Source organism: Anaeromyxobacter oryzisoli (assembly GCF_022690765.1).
Taxonomy (GTDB): Bacteria; Myxococcota; Myxococcia; order Myxococcales; family Anaeromyxobacteraceae; genus Anaeromyxobacter; species Anaeromyxobacter oryzisoli.
The window spans coordinates 1-24117 of the sequence record NZ_JALCZA010000069.1 but is presented as its reverse complement, the minus strand read 5'-3'; the positions used below and the strand labels follow the sequence as shown (position 1 = coordinate 24117).

Sequence of the window (24117 nt, the reverse complement as noted above, 5' to 3'; positions counted from 1 at the left end):
CGCCGGGATCGCCCGCCGGGTGGGCGCCGCGCCCCCGCGCGGCCCGGGGCTCCCGCCCGAGGTCGCGCCGGCGCTCGACCTGCCGCCGGCGGCGCTCGAGGCGTTCCGACGGACCAACGTCCGCGCCCAGCGCCAGGCCGGGTTCGACGCGGTGACCGTGGCGACGCCGCAGGGCGACGTCACCGCCGCGCAGCTCGAGGTGCTCGCCGATCTCGCCCTCGCCCACGGCGACGGCACGGTCCGGCTCGGCCCGGACGGCCAGCTCCACCTCCGGTGGATCCCGCACGGCGAGGTCCCGGCGCTCTTCGCCGCGCTCGCCGCCGCGGGGCTCGTCCGGGCGGCGGGGACCGCCGACGACATCGTGGCCTGCCCCGGCGGCGAGCTCTGCCGGCTGGCGGTCACGAGCCCGCGCCCGATCGCCCGGCTCGCCGCGGACCGCCTGCGGGCCGCCCTCGGGCGCGACGGGCTCGCGGAGCCGTTCCCCATCCACGCCTCGGGGTGCCCGAACGGCTGCAGCCAGCACCACCTCGCCGCCATCGGGCTCCAGGGCAGCGCGCGCCGTGTCGGCGATCGGTCGGCGCCGCAGTACTTCGTCCTGGTCGGGGGGAGCGTGAGCGACGCGGGCGCGACCTTCGGGCGGCTCGCCGGGAAGGTGCCCGCGCGGCGCGCCCCCGAGGCGATCGAGCGGCTCGTCGCCCTCTGGCGGGCCGAGCGCCAGCCGGGCGAGGCGCCGGGCCCCTTCTTCGCGCGCGCCTTCGAGCGGGCCCAGGCGGTGCTCGCGCCCCTCGAGGCACTCGCCCCGGCGGACGCGAAGCCCGAGGACTTCGTCGAGCCGGGCACGACGGAGCGCTTCCAGGTGGACGTGGGCGAGAGCGAGTGCGCCGCCTGATCGACGGCGGGCGGCCGTATCCGCGATTTCGGACGTTTCTCCGCTCGTCCGCTTGACAGGAATCCCGTCCGCTAACTAGGATTCGCACGCTCCTCGCCGGTGGCGCCGGCCCGGAGCGACGACCCAGCCCGTGGCGATTTGCGCGTATTGCGGCCACGTGAAACCAACCGCTAAAAAGCTCCCCACCGCGGCGCGACGCCGGGGCGGGGGCAAGGAAGCCATCGATGTCCTCCTCCGCGACGGCGCGCGCCGATGCGCAGCGCCGTGGTCCACGCCTCGCTCCCCTCACCTGCCGCCTGTGCGGCGCCCCCTCGGCGCCCTCGGCGGTGGCGGTCTGCGAGCGCTGCCTCGGGCCGCTCGAGCCCGCGTACGACCCGCACCGTCGGCTCCCCACCCGCGCGGAGATCGAGGCGCGCCCGGAGACGATGTGGCGCTATTTGGAGTGGCTCCCGTTCCTCGACGCCCCCGTCGTCTCCCTCGACGTGGGCTTCACCCCGCTCGTCGACTCGCCCGCGCTCGCCAGGGCGCTCGGCGTCCACCGCGCGCTGGTGAAGAACGACGCCGCCTCGCACCCGACGTTCTCGTTCAAGGATCGCGTCGTCGCCAGCGCGCTCAACGCAGCGCTCGGGCTCGGCCTCGACACCGTGGGCTGCGCGTCCACGGGCAACCTCGCCAACGCGGTGGCCGCCCAGGCCGCCCGCGCCGGCCTCGCGGCCTGGATCTTCATCCCGGAGGACCTCGAGATCGGGAAGATCGTCGGGACGGCGGTCTACGGCCCGAGGCTCGTGCGGGTGAAGGGCACCTACGACGACGTGAACCGGCTCTGCGCCCAGGTGGCCGACCGGTTCGGCTTCGGCCTCGTCAACCTGAACCTCCGCAGCTACTACGGCGAGGGCTCGAAGACGATGGCCTTCGAGATCGGCGAGCAGCTCGGCTGGCGGACGCCGGACGCGATCATCGCGCCGATGGCCGGGGGCTCGCTCGTGACGAAGCTCGACAAGGGCTTCCGCGAGCTGCGCACCGCCGGCCTCCTCGACGGTCCCGCCCCGCGCGTGTACGGCGCGCAGGCCACGGGGTGCGCGCCCATCGTGAACCTGGTCGAGAGCGGCGGCGAGCAGATCGTGCCGGTCCAGCCGCGGACCATCGCGCGCTCGCTCGCCATCGGGAACCCGGCGGACGGCCGGTTCGCCGCGAAGGCGATCCGCGAGTCCGGCGGCGCCGCGGCGGCCGTCACCGACGAGGAGCTCGTCGCGGGGATCCGCCTCCTGGCCGAGACCACCGGCGTGTTCGGCGAGACCGCCGCCGGCGTGACCGTCGCGTCCGCCCTGAAGCTGGCCCGGGCCGGCGCCCTCCGGCCGTCGGACGAGCTCGTCCTCTGCGTCACCGGAAACGGGCTGAAGACCGTCGAGGCCGTCCTCCCCGCCCTCCCCGAGAGCCCGGTCGTCGCGCCGAAGCTGCGCGAGGTCGCGGCGCTGGTCGAGCGCTCGCGCTAAGAACTCCAACCAAGGAGCGAACCCCCATGCCGGTCACCCTCAGACTCCCCACCGTGCTCGCCAAGTCCGCCGGCGGCCAGACCGTCCACGAGGCGACGGGCGGCACCGTCGGCGCCGTCATCGACGACGTCACCTCCCGCCACCCCGAGCTCGCGTCGCGGCTCCGCGGCCCCGACGGCAAGCCGTACCCATACGTGATCTTCTACCTCGACGACGAGGACATCCGGTTCCAGCAAGGGTTCGCGACGCCCGTCGCGGACGGCGCCGAGATCGTCGTCGTCCCCGCCATCGCCGGAGGGTAACTCGTGTCCATCGGTCGTCCCGCCTCGGAGCTCCCCTCGCTCGACCAGGAGGAGATCCTCCGCTACAGCCGCCACCTCATCATCCCCGACGTCGGCGTCGAGGGGCAGCGCCGCCTCAAGGCCGCGCGGGTCCTCATGGTCGGCGCGGGCGGCCTCGGCTCGCCCATCGGCCTCTACCTCGCGGCGGCCGGCGTCGGCACGCTCGGCCTCGTCGAGTTCGACGTGGTGGACGTGACGAACCTGCAGCGGCAGGTGATCCACGGCACCAAGGACGTGGGGCGCAAGAAGGTCGAGTCGGCGCGCGACCGGATCCACGACGTGAACCCGCACGTGAAGGTCGTCCCGTACGACACCCAGCTCACGAGCGCGAACGCCCTGGACATCGTGAAGGACTACGACCTGGTGGTGGACGGGACCGACAACTTCGCGACCCGCTACCTCGTGAACGACGCCTGCGTCCTCCTCGGCAAGCCCAACGTCTACGGGTCGATCTTCCGGTTCGAGGGGCAGTCCACCGTGTTCTGCACCACCGACGGCCCCTGCTACCGGTGCCTCTACCCCGAGCCGCCGCCGCCCGGGCTCGTCCCCTCCTGCGCCGAGGGCGGCGTGCTCGGCGTGCTCCCCGGCCTCCTCGGCCTCGTCCAGGCGACCGAGGCGGTGAAGCTCATCGTCGGCGCGGGCGAGCCGCTCGTCGGGCGGCTGCTCCTGGTGGACGCCCTCCGGATGAGCTTCCGGACGGTGAAGCTGCGGAAGAACCCCGCGTGCCCGGCCTGCGGCACCCACGAGCTCAAGGGGCTCGTCGACTACGTGCAGTTCTGCGGCCTGCGCGGGCAGGAGGACGTGACGGACGGGATCCCGACCATCACGCCGGCGGAGCTGGACGAGCGCCGGCGCCGCAAGGACGCGTTCGATCTCATCGACGTGCGCGAGCCGCACGAGTGGGAGATCGGCCGGATCGAGGGGGCGCGCCTCGCGCCGCTCTCGTCCTTCGCGGAGACGCTCCGGACGCTCGACAGCGCCCGGGACGTGGTCGTCTACTGCAAGAGCGGCGTGCGGAGCGCGAAGGCGGTCCGGCAGCTCCAGGCCGCCGGCTTCAAGCGGGTCTGGAACCTCGCCGGCGGGATCCTCCGCTGGAGCGAGGAGATCGATCCCACCGTCCCGCGGTACTAGCACTGCTCCGCACGATGGGCTCTCCCCCTCCTCGCCCGCGCGCCGCGCCCCCGCTCGAGAGCATCCTCGAGGCGGTGGGCGGCACGCCCGTGGTGCGGCTCCGCCGCGTCGTGACGCCGGACGCCGCCGCGGTCTACGCGAAGCTCGAGTCGTTCAACCCGGGCGGCTCCGTGAAGGACCGGATCGCGGTCTCGATGATCGAGGCGGCGGAGCGGTCCGGCCGGCTCCGCCCCGGCGGGCGCGTCGTCGAGGCCACGAGCGGCAACACCGGCGTGGGGCTCGCGCTCGTCTGCGCGGTGAAGGGCTACCGGCTCACGCTGGTGCTGCCCGACTCGACCTCGATCGAGCACCGGCAGATGCTCGAGGCGTACGGCGCCGAGCTCGTGCTGACCCCGGCGGAGGAGGCGATGACGGCGCCCGTCGCGCGCGCCCGGGAGCTCGCGGCGCGCGAGGGGGCCCTCCTGGTCGAGCAGTTCGCGAACCCAGCCAACCCGGACGCGCACCGCGCGCACACCGGCCCCGAGCTCGCGGCCCAGCTCCGCGCGCTCGACCTGGCGCCGGACGCGCTCGTGGTCGGGGTCGGGACCGGCGGCACGCTCACCGGCGTCGCCGAGGTGCTCCGCCGCGAGCACCCCCGCGTCGCGGTGATCGCGGTGGAGCCCGCGGCGTGCGCGGTCCTCTCCGGCGGTCCGCCCGGCCCGACGCGGATCCAGGGGCTCGGCCCCGGGTTCGTGCCGGCGGTCCTCGACCGCGCGGCGTACGACCGGGTGATCGCGGTCGGGGACGAGGAGGCCTGGGCGATGAAGGGACGGCTCGCGCGCGAGGAGGGGCTGCTGGTGGGCGTCTCGAGCGGCGCCGCGGCGGTCGCCGCGCTCGCCGTGGCCCGGGAGCTCGGGCCGGGGAAGGTGGTCGCGACCTTCTTCGCCGACACCGGCGAGCGCTACTTCTCCTTCGCGGAGTGGTTCGAGGGGGCCCGGTCGTGATGGCGACCCCCACTCGCATCGAGCTGCTGCGGCGCAAGCGGGTGGCGCCATGACGCCCGCCTTCCGCCACGGCCCCGCTCCCGCCGACTCCATCGCCCGGCTCGTGGGGAACACGCCGCTCGTGCGGCTCCGGCGCATCGGGGCCGACCTGCCCGGGATCCGGATCTACGCCAAGTGCGAGTTCGCCAACCCGGGGGGCTCGGTGAAGGACCGGGCGGCGCTGCGGATGATCGAGACCGCGCTGGCCGCCGGCCGCCTCGGGCCGGGGAAGACGCTGGTGGACTCCACCAGCGGGAACACCGGCGTGGCCTACTCCTGGATCTGCGCCGCGCTCGGGCTCCGCTGCGCCCTCGTGATGCCCTCCAACGTGAGCGCCGCCCGCAAGCGCATCACCCGGGCGTTCGGCGCCGAGCTGATCTTCTCCGATCCGCTCGAGGGCTCCGACGGCGCCATCCGCAAGGTCCGGGCCCTCGTCGCGGCCGACCCGGCGCGCTGGTTCTACCCCGACCAGTACGGCAACGAGGAGAACCCCCGCGCGCACACGCTCGGCACCGCCGTCGAGATCGCCGAGGCGCTCGACGGCCACGTCGCCGCCTTCGTCGCCGGCATCGGCACCGGCGGCACGGTGATGGGGACCTCGCGCGGGCTCCGGGCGCTCTCTCCGGGCGTCCGCTGCTACGCGGTGGAGCCGGCGGAGCCGCTCCACGGCCTCGAGGGGCTGAAGCACATGGCCAGCTCGATCGTCCCGGCGATCTACCGGGAGGCGGAGCTGGACGGGAAGATCTCCATGCCCACCGCGGAGGGCTGGGACATGGCCGAGCGGCTCGGACGCGAGGAGGGGCTCCGGGTCGGACACTCCGCGGGCGCGGCGGTGGCGGGCGCGCTGCGGGTCGCGCGCCGCATGGCCGAGGCGGGCGAGGCCGGCAACGTCGTGACGGTGCTGCCCGACCGCGCCGATCGCTACTTCGAGCCGCGCCGCTTCGAGCGGAGGATCGCCTGGTGACCGGCGCCTACGCTCCGCCGCTCCTCGCCACGCTGGACGCGCTCTGCGAGGCGGACCCCGACCGCGAGGTGTGCGGGTTCGTGGTCCGGCGCGGCGGCGCCCTCGAGGTCGTGCCGGTGGCGAACGTGGCGGACCGCTACCACGAGCGCGATCCGGAGCGCTTCCCCCGCACCAGCCGCACCTCGTACCTCATGGACCCGCGGGCGCAGCTCCGCGTGCACGAGTCGCTCGCCGACGGGCGCGGCGAGCTCGTCGCGGTGTGGCACTCGCACGTCGAGGTCGGCGCGTACTTCTCCGAGAAGGACCGCGCCGACGCGCTCGTGGACGGGCAGCCGCTCCTCCCCGGCGTCGAGTACCTCGTGCTGGGGGTGCGCGGCGGGAAGGTCACCGAGCGGCGACGCTACGTCCTCGAGGGCGGCGCGTTCGTGGAGCGGTCCCTCGCTGGTGCCTGACCCGCGGCGGGGACGCGCGCCCCACCCTTGACGGAGGTGCATCCGTTATCTAGGATGCATCCAATCCGTTATGTCAGAGGCTCATCCACACCCCCGGCGCACGCCGGCGAGGCGCCGCCCGCCGCGCGGCGCGAGGTCCTGATCCGTGTCGCTCGCGAAGAGAGAGGCGCTCTCGCACCTCGACTGGCTGGAGGCGGAGGCGATCCATGTCCTCCGCGAGGTGGCCGGGCAGTGCTCGAACCCGGTGCTCCTGTTCTCCGGGGGCAAGGACTCGATCTGCCTCCTGCGGCTCGCCGAGAAGGCGTTCCGGCCCGCCCGCTTCCCCTTCCCGCTCCTGCACGTGGACACCGGGCACAACTACCCCGAGGTCGTCGCCTTCCGCGATCGCCGCGCGGCGGAGCTCGGGGAGCGGCTCGTCGTCCGCTCCGTCGAGGACTCGATCCGGGCCGGCAAGGTGGTGCTCTCGCACCCGCTCGAGCCCCGCAACCGGCACCAGTCCGTGACGCTCCTCGACGCCATCGCCGAGTTCGGCTTCGACGCCTGCATCGGCGGGGCGCGCCGCGACGAGGAGAAGGCGCGGGCGAAGGAGCGGATCTTCTCGTTCCGGGACGAGTTCGGGCAGTGGGACCCGAAGCACCAGCGCCCGGAGCTGTGGAGCCTCTACAACGCGCGGATCCACAAGGGCGAGAACATCCGCGCGTTCCCGATCTCGAACTGGACCGAGCTCGACGTGTGGCAGTACGTCGCCCGCGAGGGGCTCGAGCTGCCGTCGATCTACTTCGCCCACCGGCGTCCGGTGGTCCGGCGCGGCGCGGCCCTCATGCCGGTCACCGAGCTCACCCCGCCCCGCGCCGGCGAGGTCGTCGAGGAGCTCTCGGTCCGGTTCCGGACCGTCGGCGACATCACCTGCACCGCGCCCGTGGAGTCCACCGCCGCGACCGTCGAGGCGATCGTCGCCGAGACCGCGGTCACCACCGTCACCGAGCGCGGGGCGACCCGGCTCGACGATCAGACCTCGGACGCCTCCATGGAGCAGCGCAAGAAGGAGGGCTACTTCTAGATGTCGCTCCCCGCCGAACGCCTCGAGGCGCCGCCCGACCGCGGCCTCCTCCGGTTCACCACCTGCGGCAGCGTGGACGACGGGAAGAGCACCCTCATCGGGCGGCTCCTCCTCGACACCAAGTCGATCCTCGCCGACACCCTGCACGCCATCGAGCGCACCTCGCGCCGCCGCGGCCTCGAGGCGGTGGACCTCTCCCTCCTCACCGACGGCCTCGAGGCCGAGCGCGAGCAGGGGATCACGATCGACGTCGCCCACCGGTACTTCTCCACCGGGACGCGCAAGTACGTCATCGCCGACGCGCCCGGGCACGAGCAGTACACCCGCAACATGGTGACCGCCGCCTCGACGGCGGACCTCGCGATCCTCCTCGTGGACGCGCGCAAGGGCGTGCTCACCCAGACGCGGCGCCACTCGTACATCGCCCACCTCGTCGGCGTCCCGCACCTCGTCATCGCCGTCAACAAGATGGACCTGGTGGACTGGTCCGCCGCGGTCTTCGAGCGCATCCTGGCCGATTACCGCGCGTTCGCGGAGAAGCTGGGGATCCGGGACGTCCGCTTCCTCCCGCTCTCGGCGCTTCGCGGCGACATGGTCGTCGAGCGCGGCGCGCACCTCGACTGGTACCGCGGCCCCACCCTGCTCGAGCTGCTCGAGGAGGCGCCGGCGGCTCACGCCGCCGCGGACGTGCCGTTCCGGTTCCCGGTCCAGTGGGTCTGCCGCCCGCACACGGACGCGCACCACGACTTCCGCGGGCTGGCCGGTCGGGTCGAGTCCGGCACGATCGCCGTCGGCGACTCGGTGCGGGTCCTCCCCTCGGGCCTCGTCACCCAGGTGAAGGAGCTCCGGCTCGGCGACGTCGCGCTCCGCGAGGCCTCGAGCGCCCAGTCGGTGATGATCCGGCTCGCCGACGAGATCGACGTGGGCCGTGGCGACCTGCTCGTGAAGGCCGGCGAGGGGCCCGAGCCCACCCGCGCGGTGGACGCGATGGTCTGCTGGCTCTCGGAGCGGCCGCTGTCGCGGTCGCGCCGCTACGTGGTCCGCCACACCACCCGCGAGACGAAGGCCCAGGTCGCCGAGATCGCGTGGCGCGTGGACCTCGCCGCGCTCGAGCAGGTGCCCGCCGACGGGCTCGCCCTGAACGACATCGGGCGGGTGTCGCTCCGGCTCGCCCAGCCCATCGCCGCCGATCGCTACGCCGACAACCGGGCGACGGGGGCGTTCATCGTGGTGGACGAGGCGACCAACGACACCGTCGGCGCGGGGATGATCCTCTAGCCATGAGCACGAACGACTTGCAGGACTTCGAGGCGCTGGCCGCCCGGCTCGAGGGGCAGGCGCCCGAGGAGATCCTCGCCGCCGCCGCCGCGCGCTTTCCGGGGAAGATCCAGCTCGCGTGCAGCTTCGGCCCGGAGGATTGCCTGCTCGTGGACGCGATCGCCCGCGCGCGGCTGCCCGTGGGCGTCTTCACCATCGACACCGGCTACCTCTTCGCGCAGACCTACGCGCTGTGGACGCGGCTCGAGGAGCGCTACGGGCTCCGCATCCAGGCGGTGAAGGGCGACGCGCCGGCCGTGCCCGCGGGGACGCCGCCGTGGGAGGCCGATCCGGACGGCTGCTGCCACGTCCGGAAGGTCCTGCCGCTCCGCCGCCAGCTCGCCGGCCTCGCCGGCGCGGGCGCCTGGGTGACCGGGATCCGGCGCGACCAGACCCCGGAGCGCGCCCACGCGCGCGTCGTCGAGTGGGACCCCCGGTTCGGGCTCGCGAAGGTGAACCCGCTCGCGGCCTGGACGAGCGCCCAGGTCTGGGAGCGGCTCCGCCGCCTCGAGGTCCCGACGAACCCGCTCCACGACGAGGGCTACCCGAGCATCGGCTGCGGGCCGTGCACCTCGCCGGTGAAGCCGGGCGAGGACCCGCGCGCCGGCCGCTGGCGCGGGCAGGAGAAGAAGGAGTGCGGGCTGCACGTGGACCGCCACGGCGCGGAGCGGCGGGGACGATGAGCCGCGCCGCGCGCCGCCGGCTGGGCGTCCTCCCCGGCTTCGGCCTCTCCACCGGCTTCACCGTGCTCTACCTCTGCGTGATCGTGCTGGTGCCGCTCTCGGCCCTGGCGCTCCGCGCGACGACGCTCTCGTGGGCGCAGGCCTGGAGCGTCGTCGCCTCGCCGCGCGCGCTCGCCTCCTACCGCCTCAGCTTCGGCGCGTCCCTCGTCGCCGCCGCGGTGAACGTGGTCTTCGGCGTGCTCGTCGCCTGGGTCCTCGCGCGGTACCGGTTCCCGGGGCGATCGCTCGTGGACGCCGTCGTGGACCTCCCCTTCGCCCTCCCCACGGCCGTGAGCGGGATCGCCCTCACCGCCGTGTACTCGCGGACCGGCTGGATCGGGCGGTACCTCGAGCCGCTCGGGATCCAGGCTGCGTTCAGCCCGCTCGGCGTCACCATCGCGCTCACCTTCATCGGCCTGCCGTTCGTGATCCGGACGGTCCAGCCCGTGCTCGAGGACCTCGATCCGGAGGTGGAGGAGGCGGCGGCGGTCCTCGGGGCCGATCGCTGGCAGACGTTCCGGCGGGTGCTCCTCCCGGCCATGGTGCCGGCGGCGCTCACCGGGTTCGCGCTCGCCTTCGCCCGGGCGCTCGGCGAGTACGGCTCGGTCGTCTTCATCTCCGGGAACATGCCGCTCCGGACCGAGATCGCGCCGCTCCTCATCATGACCCGGCTCGAGCAGTTCGACTACGCGGGCGCCTCGGCGATCGCCGTGGTGCTCCTCGCCGCCTCGTTCCTGCTCCTCCTCGGGATCAACCGGCTCCAGGCCTGGACCCGGGCCCGGACGGGGCTCGCATGATCGGCGCGTTCGACCCCGTGACCGCGGCGCGCGCCCCGGCGACCGCCGCGGCGTCCGAGCCACCGGCCGCACCGGCGGCGGCAGCGGCGCCGTCCGTCCGGGTCCGCCGTCCCGCGACCCCGCGGCGCCCGACGGAGGATCCGCCGGTCGTCGAGTGGGCCCTGATCGGCCTCGCGCTCGCGTTCCTTGGCGCGTTCATCCTCGTCCCGGCGTCCGTCGTGGTGCACGAGGCGCTGAAGGACGGGCTCGCGCTCTGGAAGGAGGCGATCGTCGATCCGGACGCCATCGCCGCGATCGAGCTCACGCTCCTGGTGGCGGCGATCTCGGTCCCGCTGAACGCGCTGTTCGGCATCGCCGCCGCCTGGTCGATCACCCGGTTCCGCTACCGGGGCAAGGGCGTGCTCGTCTCGCTCATCGACCTGCCCTTCGGCGTATCGCCGGTGATCTCCGGCATGATGGCGGTCCTCCTGTTCGGCGCGCACGGCTGGCTCGGCCCCTGGCTCCTCGACCACGGGATCAAGATCGTGTTCGCGGTGCCGGGCATCGTGCTCGCGACCGTGTTCGTCACCTTCCCGTTCGTCGCCCGCGAGCTCATCCCGTTCATGGAGGCGCAGGGCGTCGAGGAGGAGGAGGCCGCCCACGTGCTCGGCGCGAGCGGCTGGCAGATCCTCGCGAAGGTCACGCTCCCCAACGTGAAGTGGAGCCTGCTCTACGCGATCATCCTCTGCAACGCGCGGGCGATGGGCGAGTTCGGCGCGGTGTCGGTCGTCTCCGGCCACATCCGCGGCGTGACCAACACGCTCCCGCTCCACGTGGAGATCCTCTACAACGAGTACGCGTTCCGCGCGTCGTTCGCGGTCGCGTCCCTCCTGTTCGTCCTGGCGCTGGTGACCCTCGTCGCGAAGAAGGCGCTCGAGTGGCGGCAGCGCCGCGCGATCCGGGAGGCCGCCCGGCGCGGCGCCCCCGCGGGCGCCTGAGGCCATCATGTCCATCTCGATCCGCGGCCTCAGCAAGGCCTTCGACGGTCACCCGGTCCTGCACGACGTCTCCCTGGAGATCCCGGAGGGCGAGCTGGTCGCCCTCCTCGGCCCCTCCGGCTGCGGCAAGACCACGCTCCTCCGCATCGTCGCCGGCCTCGAGGTGGCGGACGCGGGCGAGGTGCACCACGACGGCGAGGACTTCTCGTCCCGGAGCGCGCGCGAGCGCAACGTCGGCGTCGTGTTCCAGCACTACGCGCTGTTCCGGCACATGACGGTGGCCGAGAACGTCGCCTTCCCGCTGAAGGTCCGCAGGCGGCCGCGCGCCGAGATCGGCCCCCGGGTGGACGAGCTGCTCTCGCTGGTCCAGCTCGACGGGCTGCGCGGCCGGTACCCGCACCAGCTCTCCGGCGGGCAGCGGCAGCGCGTCGCCCTCGCCCGGGCCCTCGCCACCCGCCCGCGGATCCTGCTCCTCGACGAGCCGTTCGGCGCGCTCGACGCCCGCGTCCGGCAGGAGCTCCGCCGCTGGCTCCGGCGGCTGCACGACGACCTCCACGTCACCAGCGTGTTCGTGACGCACGACCAGGAGGAGGCGTTCGAGGTCTCGGACCGGGTGGTCCTCATGAACGCAGGGCGCATCGAGCAGGTCGGCACGCCCGCCCAGGTGTTCGAGGAGCCGGCGAGCCCGTTCGTGATGCGCTTCCTCGGCGCGGTGAACGTGTTCCAGGGCCACCTCGAGGGCGACCGCGCCTACGTGAACGACCTCGTCTTCGCCGCCCCCGGCGCCGGCCAGGCCCGGTCCGCCCACGTCTACGTCCGCCCGCACGAGCTCGAGATCCACCGCGCCGCGGTGAAGGGCAGCTTCGCCGCGCGCGTCCTCCGCCTCGTCCCGCTCGGCGCCGCCGTCCGCGTCGAGCTCTCCGCCCCAGGCTTCGGGAACGCCGTCGAGGTCGAGCTGGACGTCCGGAAGAGCGAGGCCCTCGCCCTCTCGCCCGGCGACGCCGTCCACGTCTCGCCCCGCAGGGTGCGCGTCTTCCCGGCGCACGAGGCCGCGGCGCAGGACAGCCTCACCGCGAGCGGGCTGTAGCCCGACCGCGCAGCGCTTCCCCTCGAAGGACGAGCGCGCGCGACTCACGGCGGGCGCTTGGACGGCGGCTTCTTGGCCCGGCCATGGGGCGCTCCCGGCGGCACCGCGGGACGGTAAGCTCGAGCCCGAGCACGAGCTCGTGCTCTCGCATGAGGCTCCAGTCGTTCGGCCCGCTTCACCTCGCCATCGTGGCGTGCGTCCCGCTCGTCGGCTGGGGCCTCGCCGCGTGGGGCCGCCGGCGGCCGGGAGCGGCGCGCGGCATCCGCCTCGCGCTGGCGACCGCGATCGGCGTGAACGAGCTCGTCTTCTACCGCTACTCGGCCGCGCGCGGGTGGCTCGCGCCGCCGCATGGGCTCCCCCTCGACCTCTGCGACGTCGTCCTGTGGCTCACGGTGTACACGCTGGTGAAGCCACGGGCGTGGGCCCTGGACGCGATCTACTACCTCGGCCTCGCGGGCTCCGGGATGGCGGTCCTCACGCCCGACGTCGGCGAGCCATTTCCGTCCTACCCCGCGGTGAAGTTCTTCCTCGCGCACGGAGGCGTCGTCGCCTCGATCCTGTTCCTCGTCTGGACCGGCGCCTTGCGTCCACGCCGCGGCTCCTGGTGGCGCGTGCTCCTCGGCGTGAACGCGTACGCCGCGGTGGTCGGCGTGGTGGACGGACTGTTCGGGACGAACTACATGTACCTGCGAGCGAAGCCCGAGTCGTCCACGCTCCTCGACCTGTTCGGACCGTGGCCGTGGTACCTGCTGGGCGCCGAGGGCATCGCGCTCTGCCTGTTCTGGCTGCTGCACCTGCCGGTGCGGCGCGTCGCGGGCCGGACCTCGTCCCAAGCGTGAGAGACTCGCAGCACCCGCGACTGAAGCCTGGGGGGCTTGGAGCTCGGAGCCGAGTCATGTCGCTCGAGGCCCGAGGCATTTTCGGATCCCGCAGGAAGCTCGCGTGAGGCGGTTCCGTGAGCACGAGTGGCCCCGGCGCCCGCGCCAGCGAGCTCCGGGGCCCGGTCCCGGCCCCTCCCCCTCGTGTTCCTCGCGCGCGCGGGCCGGCCGCGAACGCGCCTAGGAACGCGCCTACGTCCCCGGCGCGTAGATCTGGTCGAACACGCCGCCGTCGGCGAAGTGCGTCGCCTGCGCCTTCTGCCAGCCGCCGAACACGGCGTCCACCGTCACGAGCTGGAGCTTCGGGAACTTCGCGGCGTACCTCGCGGCGACCTTCGGGTCGCGCGGCCGGTAGAAGTTCCTGGCCGCGATCTCCTGGCCCTGCGGCGTGTAGAGGAACTCGAGGTACGCCTGGGCGACGGCGCGGGTGCCGTGGCGGTCCACGTTGCGGTCCACCACCGCGACGGGCGGCTCGGCGAGGATGCTCGTGCGCGGGACCACGATCTCGAACTTGCCCTTCCCGAGCTGCTCGACGGCGAGGAACGCCTCGTTCTCCCAGGCGAGCAGCACGTCGCCCAGGCCGCGCTCGACGAAGGTCGTCGTCGAGCCGCGCGCCCCGGAGTCGAGCACGGGGACGTTCCGGTAGAGCGCCTTCACGAACTCCCGGGCCTTCGCCTCGTTCCCGCCGCTCTTCCGGAGCGCGTGGGCCCAGGCGGCGAGGTAGTTCCACCGCGCGCCGCCCGACGTCTTGGGGTTCGGGGTGATCACCTGCACGCCCGGCCTCACGAGATCGTCCCAGTCGTGGAGGCCCTTCGGGTTCCCCTTCCGCACCAGGAACACGATCGTGGACGTGTACGGCGACGCGTTCTGGGGCAGCCGCTTCTGCCAGTTCGACGCCAGCAGCCCGGACTTCGCGATCGCGTCCACGTCGTAGGCGAGGGCCAGGGTCACCACGTCCGCCTCGAGCCCGTCCACCACGGACCGCGCCTGCTTGCCGGACCCGCCGTGCGACTGCTTCACCGTGAGCTGCTGGCCCGTCTTCGCGAGCCACTGCTTCGCGAACGCGGCGTTCACCTGTTCGTACAGCTCGCGGGTCGGGTCGTACGACACGTTGAGGAGGTGCGCCGCCTTCCCGTCCGCCGCCCGGGCGGGCCCGCCGGCGACCGCGACCAGCGCCGCGATCCCGAGGACGAGCCCCCTGCCGATCCCTGTCGTCATGTGCTTCCTCCGAGGCAGCGCCGCCAGGCGCTGCATCCGTTTTAACGGAGGAGAACACTAGATTACGGACAGGCCTCCGGTCAAGCGGATGAGGCTCCGCTCCATTCATCCACGAGGTCCAGGCCGTGCGCGGTGCCCGGGACCGGACCCTGCGTCCGTGTCCCGGCCGCTCGGGGTCCGCTTTACGCGGTTCGCTTCGTCGAGCCGGGCCGGGCCCGGCCCGGCCCGGCCGCGGGAGCCCTGCGGCTCATCGATCAGGCGACGGTAGTTCCCTCGGACTTGCGCGCCACGAGGACCGAGCACGGCGCCTCGCGCACGACCTTCTCCGCCACCGACCCGAGAAGCGCGCGCGCGACCCCCGTCCGCCCATGGGTCCCGATCACCACCAGGTCGCTCCCGTCCTCGCGCGCGAACGCGATCAGCTTCTCGGCCGCGTCGCCGGACAGGATCCGGGACCGCACCGGCGCGCCGCACACCTGCGCCGCCTCGTCCACCCACGGCGCCATCCGGGTGTCCATCTCCTCGAGCCGCTGCTCCGTCACCTCGCCCGCGGTCGGCGAGAGGACGTCGGACGAGATCATCGACGCGTGCGTCTTCGGGATGACGTGGACGAGGGTGAGCTCCGCGCCGGCGGCCCGCGCGCGCTCGGCCGCGTGCAGCATCGCAATCCGGGAGAGCTCGGAGAAGTCCACTGCGCACAGGATCTTCTTCCACTCCGTCATGGCGCACCTCCCGCGGCGCGCGCCGCGACGCCCGGTGCCGCCGCCAGCGAAGCCGCGGCCGGTTCCTCGTGCACGCGCTCCGCCCCACGCAATGGTACGCCCCGGTCGCACGACGCGAGCGGCGCAGCACGGGTCGCTTCGGAAGGGGTCCCCTGCGAAGGGCGAGCGGGCGCCCGGACGCCGCGATCACTTCGTCCCGGGCGCGGGCGCCAGGGCGGCGGCCCGCCTCAACGCCTCCCGCTCCGCCGCCCGGGCGACGGCGAGCGCCGCGTCGCGCTCCCGCAGCTCCCGCTCGAGCGTCCGCAGCCGCGCCTCCGCGTCGGAGAGCCGCCGACGCGCCTCGTCGCGCTCCCCGAGCGCGCGGCCGGCGTCCTGGCGGGCGACGGCCTCCCGCGTCGCCCCGTCCTCGCGCGCCGCGCGCTCCCGGGACTGCGCGTCGGCGAGCGCCTCCCGCACCGCCGCGACCTGCGCCTCCAGGGCGGCGACGCGGAGGGCGGCCTCCCGGGCCTCGGCGTCCCGCTGGGCCAGGGCGGCCTCGGACCTCGCGGCCTCCTCCTTGGCGGCGCCGAGCGCCTGCTCGAGCCGCGGGAGCTGCTGAAGCCGCGACTCGGTGCGCGCGAGCTCCTTCTGCTTCGACTCCGCCGCGCCCTCGAGCCGCGCGACGTCGCGCTCCAGGTCCGCGCGCGAGCGATCGAGGGTCTGGATGCGCCCGTGGAGCCGGGCCTCGCCGGCGGCGAGCTCCCCGACGCGCCCGGCGAAGAACCGGTAGCCGGCCACGAACAGGGGCAGGAGGAGGGCGAGCACCACCGCGACGGCGGCGAGCTCGCGGGCGTGGCGCCGCGCGAAGAGCAGGACCCGCCGCGACACGGAGCGGCGGTCGTGCCAGGTCGGCTCGAGCGCCCGGAAGCGGCGCAGCTCGTCGGCGAGGGCGGCCGCCGAGGCGGGCCGGTCCTCCGGCCGCGGCGCCAGCGCCCGCTGCACGATCTCGCGCAGGCGAGGCGGCACGCTCGCGGGCAGCGGGCGCGGCGGCGCGTCGGCGCCCACCTCGCGGCCGGCGTGCGGGGCGACGCCGGAGAGGAGGAAGTAGAGCGTGCCGCCGAGCGTGTAGACGTCCGAGGACGGCGACGGCGCGCGCCGGTCGCGCCACTGCTCCGGCGCCATGTACGCGACCGTGCCGATCGGCGCCGACTCCGGCGCGACGCTGACCGCGAGCGAGGTCGCGATCCCGAAGTCGGCGAGCATCACGCGGTGGGTCTCGGGGGTGAGGAGCACGTTCTCCGGCTTCACGTCTCCGTGGACGATCCCCGTCCGGTGCGCCGCGTGCACCGCGCGCGCGAGGTCCTCGACGAGCCGCGCCGCCTCCCCGGGGTCGAGCCCGGGCTGCGCCTCGCGCAGCGACCGGCCGATCCGAATCGAGCCCGGGCTCTCCTCGTCGGGATCGGCGCAGACCGCCATCTCCACGTAGAACGGCCCGCCCTCGATGCGGCCGGCGTCGAACACCGGCACCACGTGCGCGCTCGGGATGCGCCGCGCCCGCCCGGCCTCGCGCCGCACCTGCTCGACGAACTCGCTCATCCCGGGGCCCGGGCGGAGCAGCTTGAGCGCGACGAACCCGTCGAGCGACGCCCGGCGGGCGAGGTAGACCTTGCCGTGCGCCCCCGCCCCGAGCTCGCGATCCAGCGTGAACGGCCCCAAGGTGACCGGGTAAGGTCCCTCCGGCAGCGGCGAGTCCGGCCGGTCGTAGTGGGCGAGCAGCGCGCGCACGAGGGCCTCGAGCTCGGCGTCGCCGCCGCAGAGCTCCGGGACGATCCGGGACCACTCGCTCCGGTCGTGCCGCAGGGCCACCTCGACGATCAGATCCGCGCCCATGCCCTTCACGCCTCCACCTCCTCCCCCACCCCGCGCCGCTTCGCCTCGCGCGCCGCGACCCACGCCGCGAACAGGCTCAGGTCGCGCTCGACGCGCTCGGGGGTCGCGCCGAGCGCGGCCGCGATGGCCACGCGCGGCTCGCCGCCGACGTAGAACCGCCGCGCGACCTCCCCGATGGTCTCCCCGCGCGTGAGCCGCCGATCGGCGGCGATCTCGGCGGCGGCGCGCTCCACGAGCGCCAGGTCCGGCGCCACCGCGAGCCGCGCCCACGCGAGGAAGAACGCGATGCGCTGCTGCACCATCGCCTTCGACTCGCCGAGCACCTCCGCCGTCTCCGCCTGCGTGAACCCCGCCACGAAGTGGCACTCGACCGCGCGCGCGATCCGCCGGCGCCGCGCGACGTGCCGGTCGGCGCGGAGCCGGTCGAGGAGCTCGAGCACGGTGAGCGCCTCCTCGCGCGCGGGCGCGATCGGCTCGCCGGCGACGAGGGTCAGCACGGGGAGGAGCGCCGCCGCCTCCCGCCGGGTCCGGCGCGCGGTGGCGCGCCAGCGCGAGATCCAGAGCCGGCGGATGAGGAACAGGCAGTACGCGGTGAAGTGCCGGCGGTCGCGGAACGTCGTCCGGCGTCGGAGGATCTGCTCTAGCGCGGTGTGCAGCCCGGCGGTGCCGGCCAGGGTGGGCGGCGCCCCCCGGCTCATCAGGCGTACGCGCTCCCTCAGCTCGTCGTAGGCCTCGGCCACGAGTTGCTCGACGCTCGCCTGCTGTACGATGCCGTGTTCCGCCACCGGTAGAGGGCGCAGCCTACGCCAGGCGGGACCCGGCCTGCACGCGGTGCGTCGCGCACGGTGTGGCGACGATTTTTTCGTGAGTGTTCGCGAGTGGTTGAGTACAGTTCGGCGGGCGCTCGAGTAGCCGGCCGGGCGTTCGGTGGCGCTTCTCGCTCGAGGGGCGTTGCTCGCTCCCCGGAGCTCTACGACATGACCACCGAACTCGCACATCTCGTCCCGCACTCCTCGCGGACCCGCGCCGACGACGCCGCCCGCTGGGCCGCGCTCTCGCAGCACGCGCGCCTCGCCGCCGCCGCGGTCCTCCGCCTGCCGGTCACGCACCCGGACGTCGAGGACCGGGCGCAGGACGCGCTCGTGGCGTTCCTCGCCTCCGGGCTGCCTCGCTTCGACTCCGCTCGCGGGACGCCCGAGGCGCTCCTCGGGGTGATCGCCCGCAACGCGGCGCTCTCCGAGCTGCGCACCCGGGCCCGCCACCTCCGCCTCGCCGATCCCCTGCGGTCCGCGGAGGGGACCGACGCCGACCGGCGGCGCGCCGAGGCGCGGAGCGATCTCGCCCGGATCCTCCAGGCCCTCCCCGCGGGACAGTGCGACGCGCTCGTGGCGATCGACCTCGAGGGCGAGCGGATCGCCGACGTCGCGCGGCGGCTCGGGCGGACCTACACGGCCGTCAACGCGCAGGTCGGCCACGCCCGGGCCCACGCACGGCGCGTGGCCCGGGCGCTCGCCGCCTGACCGTCACTTCTCGGGGACGACGCTCCCGTCGGACCGCTTCTCGCCGGGGAGCCGAAGCTCGGCGCGGCGGTTCTGGGACCAGGCATCCTCGCTGGAGCCCTGGGCGACCGGGTACTCGGCGCCGAACGACACCGTCTCGAGCTTCGCCTTGACGCCGAGGTCCTTCAGGTACTTCTTCACGGACTCGGCGCGGCGGGCGCCGAGCGCGACGTTGTAGGCCTGCGTCCCGCGCTCGTCGCAGTGCCCCTCGACGAGCAGCTCCTTCGACTTCCGATCGGCGACGCACTTCGCGCTCGCGCGGAGCGACTCCAGGTCGGCGGCGCCGAGCTGGGCGGAGTCGAAGGCGAAGTGGACCCGGGCCGGCTCGCACTGCACGGCGGCAGCCGGGGCGGCGACGCACTGGTTGTCGGTGCAGACCTGGCCGGAGGCGCAGTCCCCGTCGGAGCGGCAGACCCCCTTCTCGGCGGGCGCCGGCGCGGCGGCGACGGGCGCAGGCGCCGGCGCGGCGGGAGCCGCGTCCACGACGTCGGTGCTGGGCTTGACGGCCTTGCTGTTGCCCGCGCACGCGGCGGCGCCGAGCGCGAGCGCGGCGAGGGCAAGCTGACGACAAGAAGACATTAGGTGTGACCTCCAGGGAGGCGTGTGGTGCCTCGTACCCCTCCTACGCGCGGCGGGGCCTTCTCTCTCACCCTACCCAGAAGGGTCCTCCAGGCGAGGCAACCCCGCGACCTCCACGGCCAACCGCCGGGCGGGTCGCTCCACGGGGGTGCGGACTCGCCTCCCGGTGGCCAGCATCGGATCGGAACGGGTGCCTCCCCGACCGACGTGGGCGCCCGCCCCCGGGCGCGCGAGGATCCGGCCGCACGCCCGCCGCGCCGCCGGAGGCCGCATGACGCCGTTGTCCCCGTCCCTCGTCCGCCTGGACGCCTCGCCGAAGGGCAAGCGCGAGGCCATCGCCGAGGCCGGCCGGATGCTCGTGGAGGACGGCGCGGTGGACGCCGGGTTCGTCCGGAGCCTGCTGGCGCGCGAGGACCTGGCGAGCACGTACCTCGGCGCGGGCGTCGCCTTCCCGCACGGCCTCGCGCAGGACCGCGCCCTCGTCCGGCGGACCGCCGTCGCCGTCCTCCAGATCCCCGCCGGGATCCCGTGGGACAGCGGCGAGGTGGTCCGGCTGCTGGTCGCGATGGCGGCGCGGTCGGACGAGCACGTCGAGCTGCTCGCGCGGCTCACGCGGCTCCTCGACGACCGCGAGGCGCTGCGACGGCTCGCGACGACCCCCGACGCCGAGGAGATCGTGGTCGCGCTGGTGGGCGGCGCCGCCGCCCCGCGCGCCGGGCCCGTCCCCGCCGCGGAGGACCTCGGCGAGGGGTTCGCCCTCGCCCTCGACTACCCGGCGGGCCTGCACGCGCGGCCGGCCGCGCGCTGGGTCGAGGCGGCGAACGCGTTCGAGGCGGAGCTCCAGGTGCGGGTCGGCGCGGCGGCGGCGAGCGCGAAGAGCCTCGTCGCGCTCCTGCAGCTCTGCGTGAAGAGCGGCCAGGTGCTCCACGTCTCGGCGCGGGGGCCCGACGCGCGGGCGGCCCTCGAGGCGCTCCGGCGGGCGATCGTCGCCCTCGTCCCGGAGGAGCGGGCGCAGGCGGCGGTGGCGCGCGCGGCGCCGGCGCCGGCGCCGGTCTGGCGGCCGCGGGCCTCGCCGGTGGTGATCCCGGGGCTCGCCGCGAGCCCGGGCCTCGCGGTGGGGACGCTCCGGCGGCACGTCTCGCGGCGCCTCGAGCCGGAGGACGAGCCCGCGGGGACGGAGGAGGACCGGCGGCGCCTCGAGGCCGCCCTCGCCGCGGTGGAGGACGAGCTCGAGCGGCTCGCGATCGACACCGGCGAGCGCGTCGGCGCGGCCGAGGCGGCGATCTTCCGGGCGCACCGGGAGCTGCTGCGGGACCCGGAGCTCACCTCGGCGGTCGCCGCGCGGCTCGCCGAGGGGCACGGCGCGGCGTGGGCCTGGCGGCGGACCCTGGACGCGCAGGTGGAGACGCTGCACCGGGTGGACAACCCGATCCTCGCCGCCCGCGCCGCCGATCTCGCGGACGCCGGCGAGCGGGTCCTCCGCCAGCTCCTCGGCGTCGCCTACGACGGCATCGAGGTGGACCCGGGGACGATCCTCGCCGCCGAGGACCTCCGCCCCTCGGACACGGCGACCCTGGATCCGGCGCGGGTGGTCGGCCTCTGCACCGCCCACGGCGGCCCCACCTCGCACACCGCGATCCTCGCCCGCACGCTCGGCGTCCCGGCCCTGGTCGCGGGCGGCGACGCGCTCCTCCTGGTGCCGGACGGCACGCTAGCGATCCTCGACGGCGACGCGGGCCGGCTCTACGCCGCGCCGGCGGCGACCGACGTCGAGTCCGCCCGCGCCTGGCAATCCCAGGAGGTGGAGCGGCGGGCCCGCGACGCCGCCCGGCGCCTGGAGCCCGCCGTCACGCTGGACGGCCACCGGATCGAGGTCTCGGCCAACGTGAACCGCCCGGAGCAGGCCACGGCCGCGATCCAGGTCGGCGCCGACGGCGTGGGGCTGATGCGCACGGAGTTCCTGTTCCTCGAGCGGCCCCGCGCACCGGACGAGGAGGAGCAGTACGCGATCTACGCGGCGATGGTGGCGGCGCTCGGGGGGCGACCGCTGATCGTCCGCACCCTCGACATCGGCGGCGACAAGCAGGTGCCCTTCCTCGGGCTCCCGCACGAGGAGAACCCGTTCCTCGGCGTCCGCGGCGCCCGCCTGTGCCTGCGCCGCCCCGATCTCTTCGAGCCGCAGCTCCGGGCGCTCTACCGGGCGGCGCGGCGCGGGCCGCTCTGGATCATGTTCCCGATGGTCTCCACCCTCGAGGAGGTCGAGCAGCTCCGCGCCTTCGCCGAGCGGGTCCGCGACGCGCTCGGCGCGCCGCCCGTCCCGCTGGGCGTGATGATCGAGGTCCCGAGCGCGGCGCTGCTCGCCGAGGCGCTCGCGGCCCGGGTGGACTTCTTCTCCCTCGGCACGAACGACCTGACGCAGTACACGCTCGCGGTGGACCGGGAGCACCCGGAGCTCGCGGCCATGGCGGACAGCCTCCACCCCGCGGTCCTCCAGCTCGTCGAGCGGACCGTCGCCGGCGCCCGCGCGCACGACCGATGGGTGGGGGTGTGCGGCGAGCTCGCCGCCGATCCGCTCGGCGCGGTGCTGCTCGCCGGCCTCGGCGTGGACGAGCTCTCGATGAGCGCGCGCGACGTGGCGGGGGTGAAGGCGAGGCTCCGCGCGACCCGGATCGAGGACGCCCGCGCCCTCGCCGCGCGCGCCGTCGCGTGCCGGAGCGCGGCCGAGGTCCGCGCCCTGGAAGGCGCGCCCTGACCGAGGGTGTCCGCGCGGGCGAGCGGTGGGTGATCCGGGGCAACCCACGAGGCCGACACGCGGCGCTCGATCGGGACGAGCGCCCGGTCCGCCCTGCGCCACAGCCATTTCCCGCGAGCCCCCGGCGCGCGTGAGCCGTGCGGTCCAGCGCGCGCCGGGTGTCTCGATGAGAGGACCCATCATGAGAGGCTAGGCGGGCGAGCGGGTGGACCCTTACCGTCCCCCTCATCGACACCCGATGGTCCGTATTCACGGACAGTGCTCGATGTTCGGCCGGCCGGCCGAGGGAGATAGTCATGTCGAGGTGGATGGCGCTGTGGAAGGACGAGGAAGGCGCGACCGCGGTGGAGTACGGGCTGATGGTCGCGCTGATCGCGGCGGTCATCGTCGCGATCGTCAAGACGCTCGGGACGCAGGTGGATGCCGCGTTCGACACGGTCTCGGGCAACCTGCCCGCCGCGTAGCTCACTCCTGGCAGGCCCGGTCTCGCGCCGGGCCTGCTTCGCGACCTCGAGACCGCGAGGAAGCCGAGGGGGAACTTGGCCTATCCGACCGACCTGTCCGTGATCTGCACCGTCCTGCTGATCGCGGCCGCGCTGTCGGACGCGCTGCTGCGGCGCATCCCCAACGCGCTCTGCGTCGCGCTCCTGGCGACCGGCCTCGCCGCTCAGTGGATGGTGCACGGCGGCGCGGGGGTCGCGGCGGGCGCGGCCGGGGCGACGATCGCGGGGGGGCTCCTTGCCGTGCCCTGGTCGAACCGGATGATCGGGGGCGGCGACCTCAAGCTCGCGGCCGCAGCGGGCGCGTGGGTGGGGATCGCGGGGTTGCCGGTGTTCCTCCTGGCCGCGGCGCTCGCGGGGGGCGTCGTCTCGGCCGTCGTGCTGTTCACGCGGGCCCGCGAGGTCGTGCCGCGCGCGCCGGCGACGCCGCTCACCGCCGCGCTCGCGGAGCGGTCGGCGACGGCGCGTCGGGGGATCACCGCCCCGTACGGCGTCGCCATCGCGGCCGGGGCCCTCGCGGCGCTCGTGGGGGTGCCGTGATGCGCGCCGGCGGACGAGGGCGGGGGAGCGGCGCGCGGGGCGCCGCGGCGGTGGAGTTCGCCATCGTCCTGCCGGTGCTGCTGCTGGTGGTCCTCGGCGCGATCGACTGGGGGTACTACTTCTTCTGCCGCGAGGTGGTGGTGAACGCCTCGCGCGAGGGGGCGCGGGCGGGCTCGGTCATCCCGCCGGGCAGCGATCCGCGGCCGGACGCCCAGGCCGCGGCCGAGAATTACCTCACCCGCGGCGCGCTCGACGTCGCGCGCGCGACGGTCACGGCGAGCGAGGGGACCGCCTCGGTCATCGTCGTGATCCAGTACAGGACCGGCTCGATCACCGGGTTCCTCGCGAGCGTGATGCCGTCCAGCGTGGTCGCGAGGGCCGAGATGCGGCGCTAGCCGCGGCGTGCAGGGGGGACGAGATGAGCAGCGACGTCCAGCAGGCTCCTTCGATGAAGGATCGACGACGGCGCCGCAAGGCGGCGCTCGGGATCGCGCTCATCGTCGTCGCGATCGGAGCGGCGCTGGCCGCCGCGTCGCTCCTCACCCGCTACATGGACCGGCGGGTCGCGGAGGCGCGGGTGCCCGTCGAGAAGGTCGCCGTCGCCCGGGTGGACATCCCGGTGGCGAGCCCGATCGCGGCGGACTGGATCGCGCTGGTGGACTGGCCCGCCGCGGCGCGCCCGGTCGGCGCCGTGACGAACCCCGCGACGCTCGTCGGGCGGGTCGCGCTGGTGCCCATCGCCAAGGGCGAGCCCGTGCTGCCGGGCAAGCTGGTCGAGGCGGGGGCCCGCGCCGGGCTCGCCACCCTGCTCGCGCCCGGGGCGCGCGCGGTGGCGGTCCGGGTGGACGACGTGGTCGGGGTGGCCGGGTTCCTCCACCCCGGGGATCGCGTGGACGTGATCGCGACGATGAAGCCCCGCGACGAGGCCCCCTTCGTCTCCAAGATCATCCTCCAGGACGTGAAGGTCCTGGCGGTCGGCAAGGACCTCGAGCAGCGCGCGAAGGACGCCGAGAAGGCGAAGCCCGCGACGGTCGCGACGGTGATGGTCACCCCGGAGGAGTCCGAGCGGCTCGCCCTCGCGGCCACCAAGGGGCAGCTCCTGCTCGCGCTCCGCGGCATCGGGGACGAGGCGCCCATCGCCACGACGGGCGCCGTCCCGGCGCGCCTCCTCGGCGCGGCGCTGCCGCCCCCGCCCCCGCCACCGGCGGCCCCGGTGGTGGCGCGCGTCGCCGCCGTGCGCCGGGCCCC

The 24117-nt window shown here is 74.9% G+C and carries 24 protein-coding genes, 1 pseudogene and 1 riboswitch; of the genes and pseudogenes, 20 read left to right on the top strand and 5 right to left on the bottom strand.

Features of this window, described 5'->3' with window-relative positions:
* The 14 genes and pseudogenes from MNZ27_RS18040 to MNZ27_RS17975 form a co-directional block, all read left to right on the top strand.
* Positions 1-889 (top strand): annotated as a pseudogene (locus MNZ27_RS18040) (nitrite/sulfite reductase); the annotation flags it as partial.
* Positions 890-1009: 120 nt separating this feature from the next.
* A riboswitch (SAM riboswitch) is annotated at positions 1010-1084 on the top strand.
* Between the two features lie 29 nt (positions 1085-1113).
* Complete coding sequence (gene thrC, locus MNZ27_RS18035; protein WP_242395492.1) at positions 1114-2382, top strand: threonine synthase; 1269 nt, start codon at positions 1114-1116, stop codon at positions 2380-2382.
* A gap of 26 nt (positions 2383-2408) precedes the next feature.
* The gene (locus tag MNZ27_RS18030) at positions 2409-2684 is read left to right on the top strand and encodes a MoaD/ThiS family protein (RefSeq protein WP_242395491.1); all 276 of its coding nucleotides are present in this window, start codon (positions 2409-2411) and stop codon (positions 2682-2684) included.
* A 3-nt stretch (positions 2685-2687) separates the two neighbouring features.
* Positions 2688-3854, top strand: coding sequence for a molybdopterin-synthase adenylyltransferase MoeB (gene moeB, locus MNZ27_RS18025; RefSeq protein WP_242395490.1), 1167 nt, complete (start codon positions 2688-2690; stop codon positions 3852-3854).
* 14 nt (positions 3855-3868) lie between these two features.
* Positions 3869-4837 carry a cysteine synthase A gene (gene cysK / locus MNZ27_RS18020; protein WP_242395489.1) on the top strand — a complete coding sequence of 323 codons (969 nt, stop codon included), beginning with the start codon at positions 3869-3871 and terminating at the stop codon, positions 4835-4837.
* Positions 4838-4886: 49 nt separating this feature from the next.
* Positions 4887-5840, top strand: a complete 954-nt coding sequence (locus MNZ27_RS18015) for a PLP-dependent cysteine synthase family protein (RefSeq protein ID WP_242395488.1) — start codon at positions 4887-4889, stop codon at positions 5838-5840.
* Complete coding sequence (locus MNZ27_RS18010) at positions 5837-6292, top strand: Mov34/MPN/PAD-1 family protein (protein ID WP_242395487.1); 456 nt, start codon at positions 5837-5839, stop codon at positions 6290-6292. The genes MNZ27_RS18015 and MNZ27_RS18010 overlap by 4 nt, the downstream gene beginning before the upstream one ends.
* A gap of 145 nt (positions 6293-6437) precedes the next feature.
* Positions 6438-7352, top strand: coding sequence for a sulfate adenylyltransferase subunit CysD (gene cysD / locus MNZ27_RS18005; protein ID WP_242395486.1), 915 nt, complete (start codon positions 6438-6440; stop codon positions 7350-7352).
* Complete coding sequence (locus MNZ27_RS18000; RefSeq protein WP_242395485.1) at positions 7353-8630, top strand: sulfate adenylyltransferase subunit 1; 1278 nt, start codon at positions 7353-7355, stop codon at positions 8628-8630. It abuts the gene before it with no gap.
* A gap of 2 nt (positions 8631-8632) precedes the next feature.
* Positions 8633-9352: a phosphoadenylyl-sulfate reductase gene (locus tag MNZ27_RS17995; protein ID WP_242395484.1), complete on the top strand. Its 720-nt coding sequence runs from the start codon at positions 8633-8635 to the stop codon at positions 9350-9352.
* Positions 9349-10188: a sulfate ABC transporter permease subunit CysT gene (cysT, locus tag MNZ27_RS17990; RefSeq protein ID WP_242395483.1), complete on the top strand. Its 840-nt coding sequence runs from the start codon at positions 9349-9351 to the stop codon at positions 10186-10188. The genes MNZ27_RS17995 and cysT overlap by 4 nt, the downstream gene beginning before the upstream one ends.
* Positions 10185-11165 (top strand): sulfate ABC transporter permease subunit CysW, encoded by a 981-nt coding sequence (gene cysW, locus MNZ27_RS17985; RefSeq protein WP_242395482.1) that lies wholly within the window; start codon positions 10185-10187, stop codon positions 11163-11165. The genes cysT and cysW overlap by 4 nt, the downstream gene beginning before the upstream one ends.
* 7 nt (positions 11166-11172) lie before the next feature.
* Positions 11173-12252, top strand: a complete 1080-nt coding sequence (locus MNZ27_RS17980; RefSeq protein ID WP_242395481.1) for a sulfate/molybdate ABC transporter ATP-binding protein — start codon at positions 11173-11175, stop codon at positions 12250-12252.
* A gap of 149 nt (positions 12253-12401) precedes the next feature.
* On the top strand, positions 12402-13091 hold the full coding sequence (locus MNZ27_RS17975) for a YwaF family protein (RefSeq protein WP_242395480.1): 690 nt from the start codon (positions 12402-12404) through the stop codon (positions 13089-13091).
* Positions 13092-13322: 231 nt separating this feature from the next.
* Here the strand turns inward: MNZ27_RS17975 and MNZ27_RS17970 are convergent, their stop codons facing one another.
* From MNZ27_RS17970 to MNZ27_RS17955, 4 genes are all read right to left on the bottom strand, one after another.
* Positions 13323-14348 (bottom strand): sulfate ABC transporter substrate-binding protein, encoded by a 1026-nt coding sequence (locus MNZ27_RS17970; RefSeq protein ID WP_242395479.1) that lies wholly within the window; start codon positions 14346-14348, stop codon positions 13323-13325.
* Positions 14349-14602: 254 nt separating this feature from the next.
* On the bottom strand, positions 14603-15070 hold the full coding sequence (locus MNZ27_RS17965; RefSeq protein WP_242395478.1) for a universal stress protein: 468 nt from the start codon (positions 15068-15070) through the stop codon (positions 14603-14605).
* 186 nt (positions 15071-15256) lie between these two features.
* Positions 15257-16939 carry a serine/threonine-protein kinase gene (locus MNZ27_RS17960; protein ID WP_242395477.1) on the bottom strand — a complete coding sequence of 561 codons (1683 nt, stop codon included), beginning with the start codon at positions 16937-16939 and terminating at the stop codon, positions 15257-15259.
* A 5-nt stretch (positions 16940-16944) separates the two neighbouring features.
* Entirely contained in the window at positions 16945-17937 is a 993-nt protein-coding gene (locus MNZ27_RS17955; protein WP_277958081.1) for an ECF-type sigma factor, read from the bottom strand.
* Between MNZ27_RS17955 and MNZ27_RS17950 the strand changes: the two genes are divergently transcribed.
* Positions 17917-18459, top strand: a complete 543-nt coding sequence (locus tag MNZ27_RS17950; protein WP_242395475.1) for an RNA polymerase sigma factor — start codon at positions 17917-17919, stop codon at positions 18457-18459. The two genes, MNZ27_RS17955 and MNZ27_RS17950, sit on opposite strands and share 21 nt — an antisense overlap.
* A gap of 3 nt (positions 18460-18462) precedes the next feature.
* Here MNZ27_RS17950 and MNZ27_RS17945 read toward each other — a convergent pair whose 3' ends face one another.
* On the bottom strand, positions 18463-19077 hold the full coding sequence (locus MNZ27_RS17945) for an OmpA family protein (RefSeq protein ID WP_242395474.1): 615 nt from the start codon (positions 19075-19077) through the stop codon (positions 18463-18465).
* Positions 19078-19348: 271 nt separating this feature from the next.
* Between MNZ27_RS17945 and ptsP the strand changes: the two genes are divergently transcribed.
* From ptsP to cpaB, 5 genes are all read left to right on the top strand, one after another.
* On the top strand, positions 19349-21829 hold the full coding sequence (gene ptsP / locus MNZ27_RS17940; RefSeq protein WP_242395473.1) for a phosphoenolpyruvate--protein phosphotransferase: 2481 nt from the start codon (positions 19349-19351) through the stop codon (positions 21827-21829).
* 296 nt (positions 21830-22125) lie between these two features.
* Positions 22126-22293, top strand: a complete 168-nt coding sequence (locus MNZ27_RS17935; RefSeq protein ID WP_242395472.1) for a Flp family type IVb pilin — start codon at positions 22126-22128, stop codon at positions 22291-22293.
* Positions 22294-22368: 75 nt separating this feature from the next.
* A complete protein-coding gene (locus MNZ27_RS17930) occupies positions 22369-22869 on the top strand; it encodes an A24 family peptidase (protein ID WP_242395471.1) in 501 nt (166 codons plus the stop codon).
* Positions 22869-23264, top strand: coding sequence for a TadE/TadG family type IV pilus assembly protein (locus MNZ27_RS17925; protein ID WP_242395470.1), 396 nt, complete (start codon positions 22869-22871; stop codon positions 23262-23264). Before MNZ27_RS17930 ends, MNZ27_RS17925 begins: the two co-directional genes overlap by 1 nt.
* Positions 23265-23317: 53 nt before the next feature.
* Positions 23318-24117: Flp pilus assembly protein CpaB (cpaB, locus tag MNZ27_RS17920; protein WP_242395469.1), on the top strand; the 800-nt coding region annotated here is incomplete at its 3' end.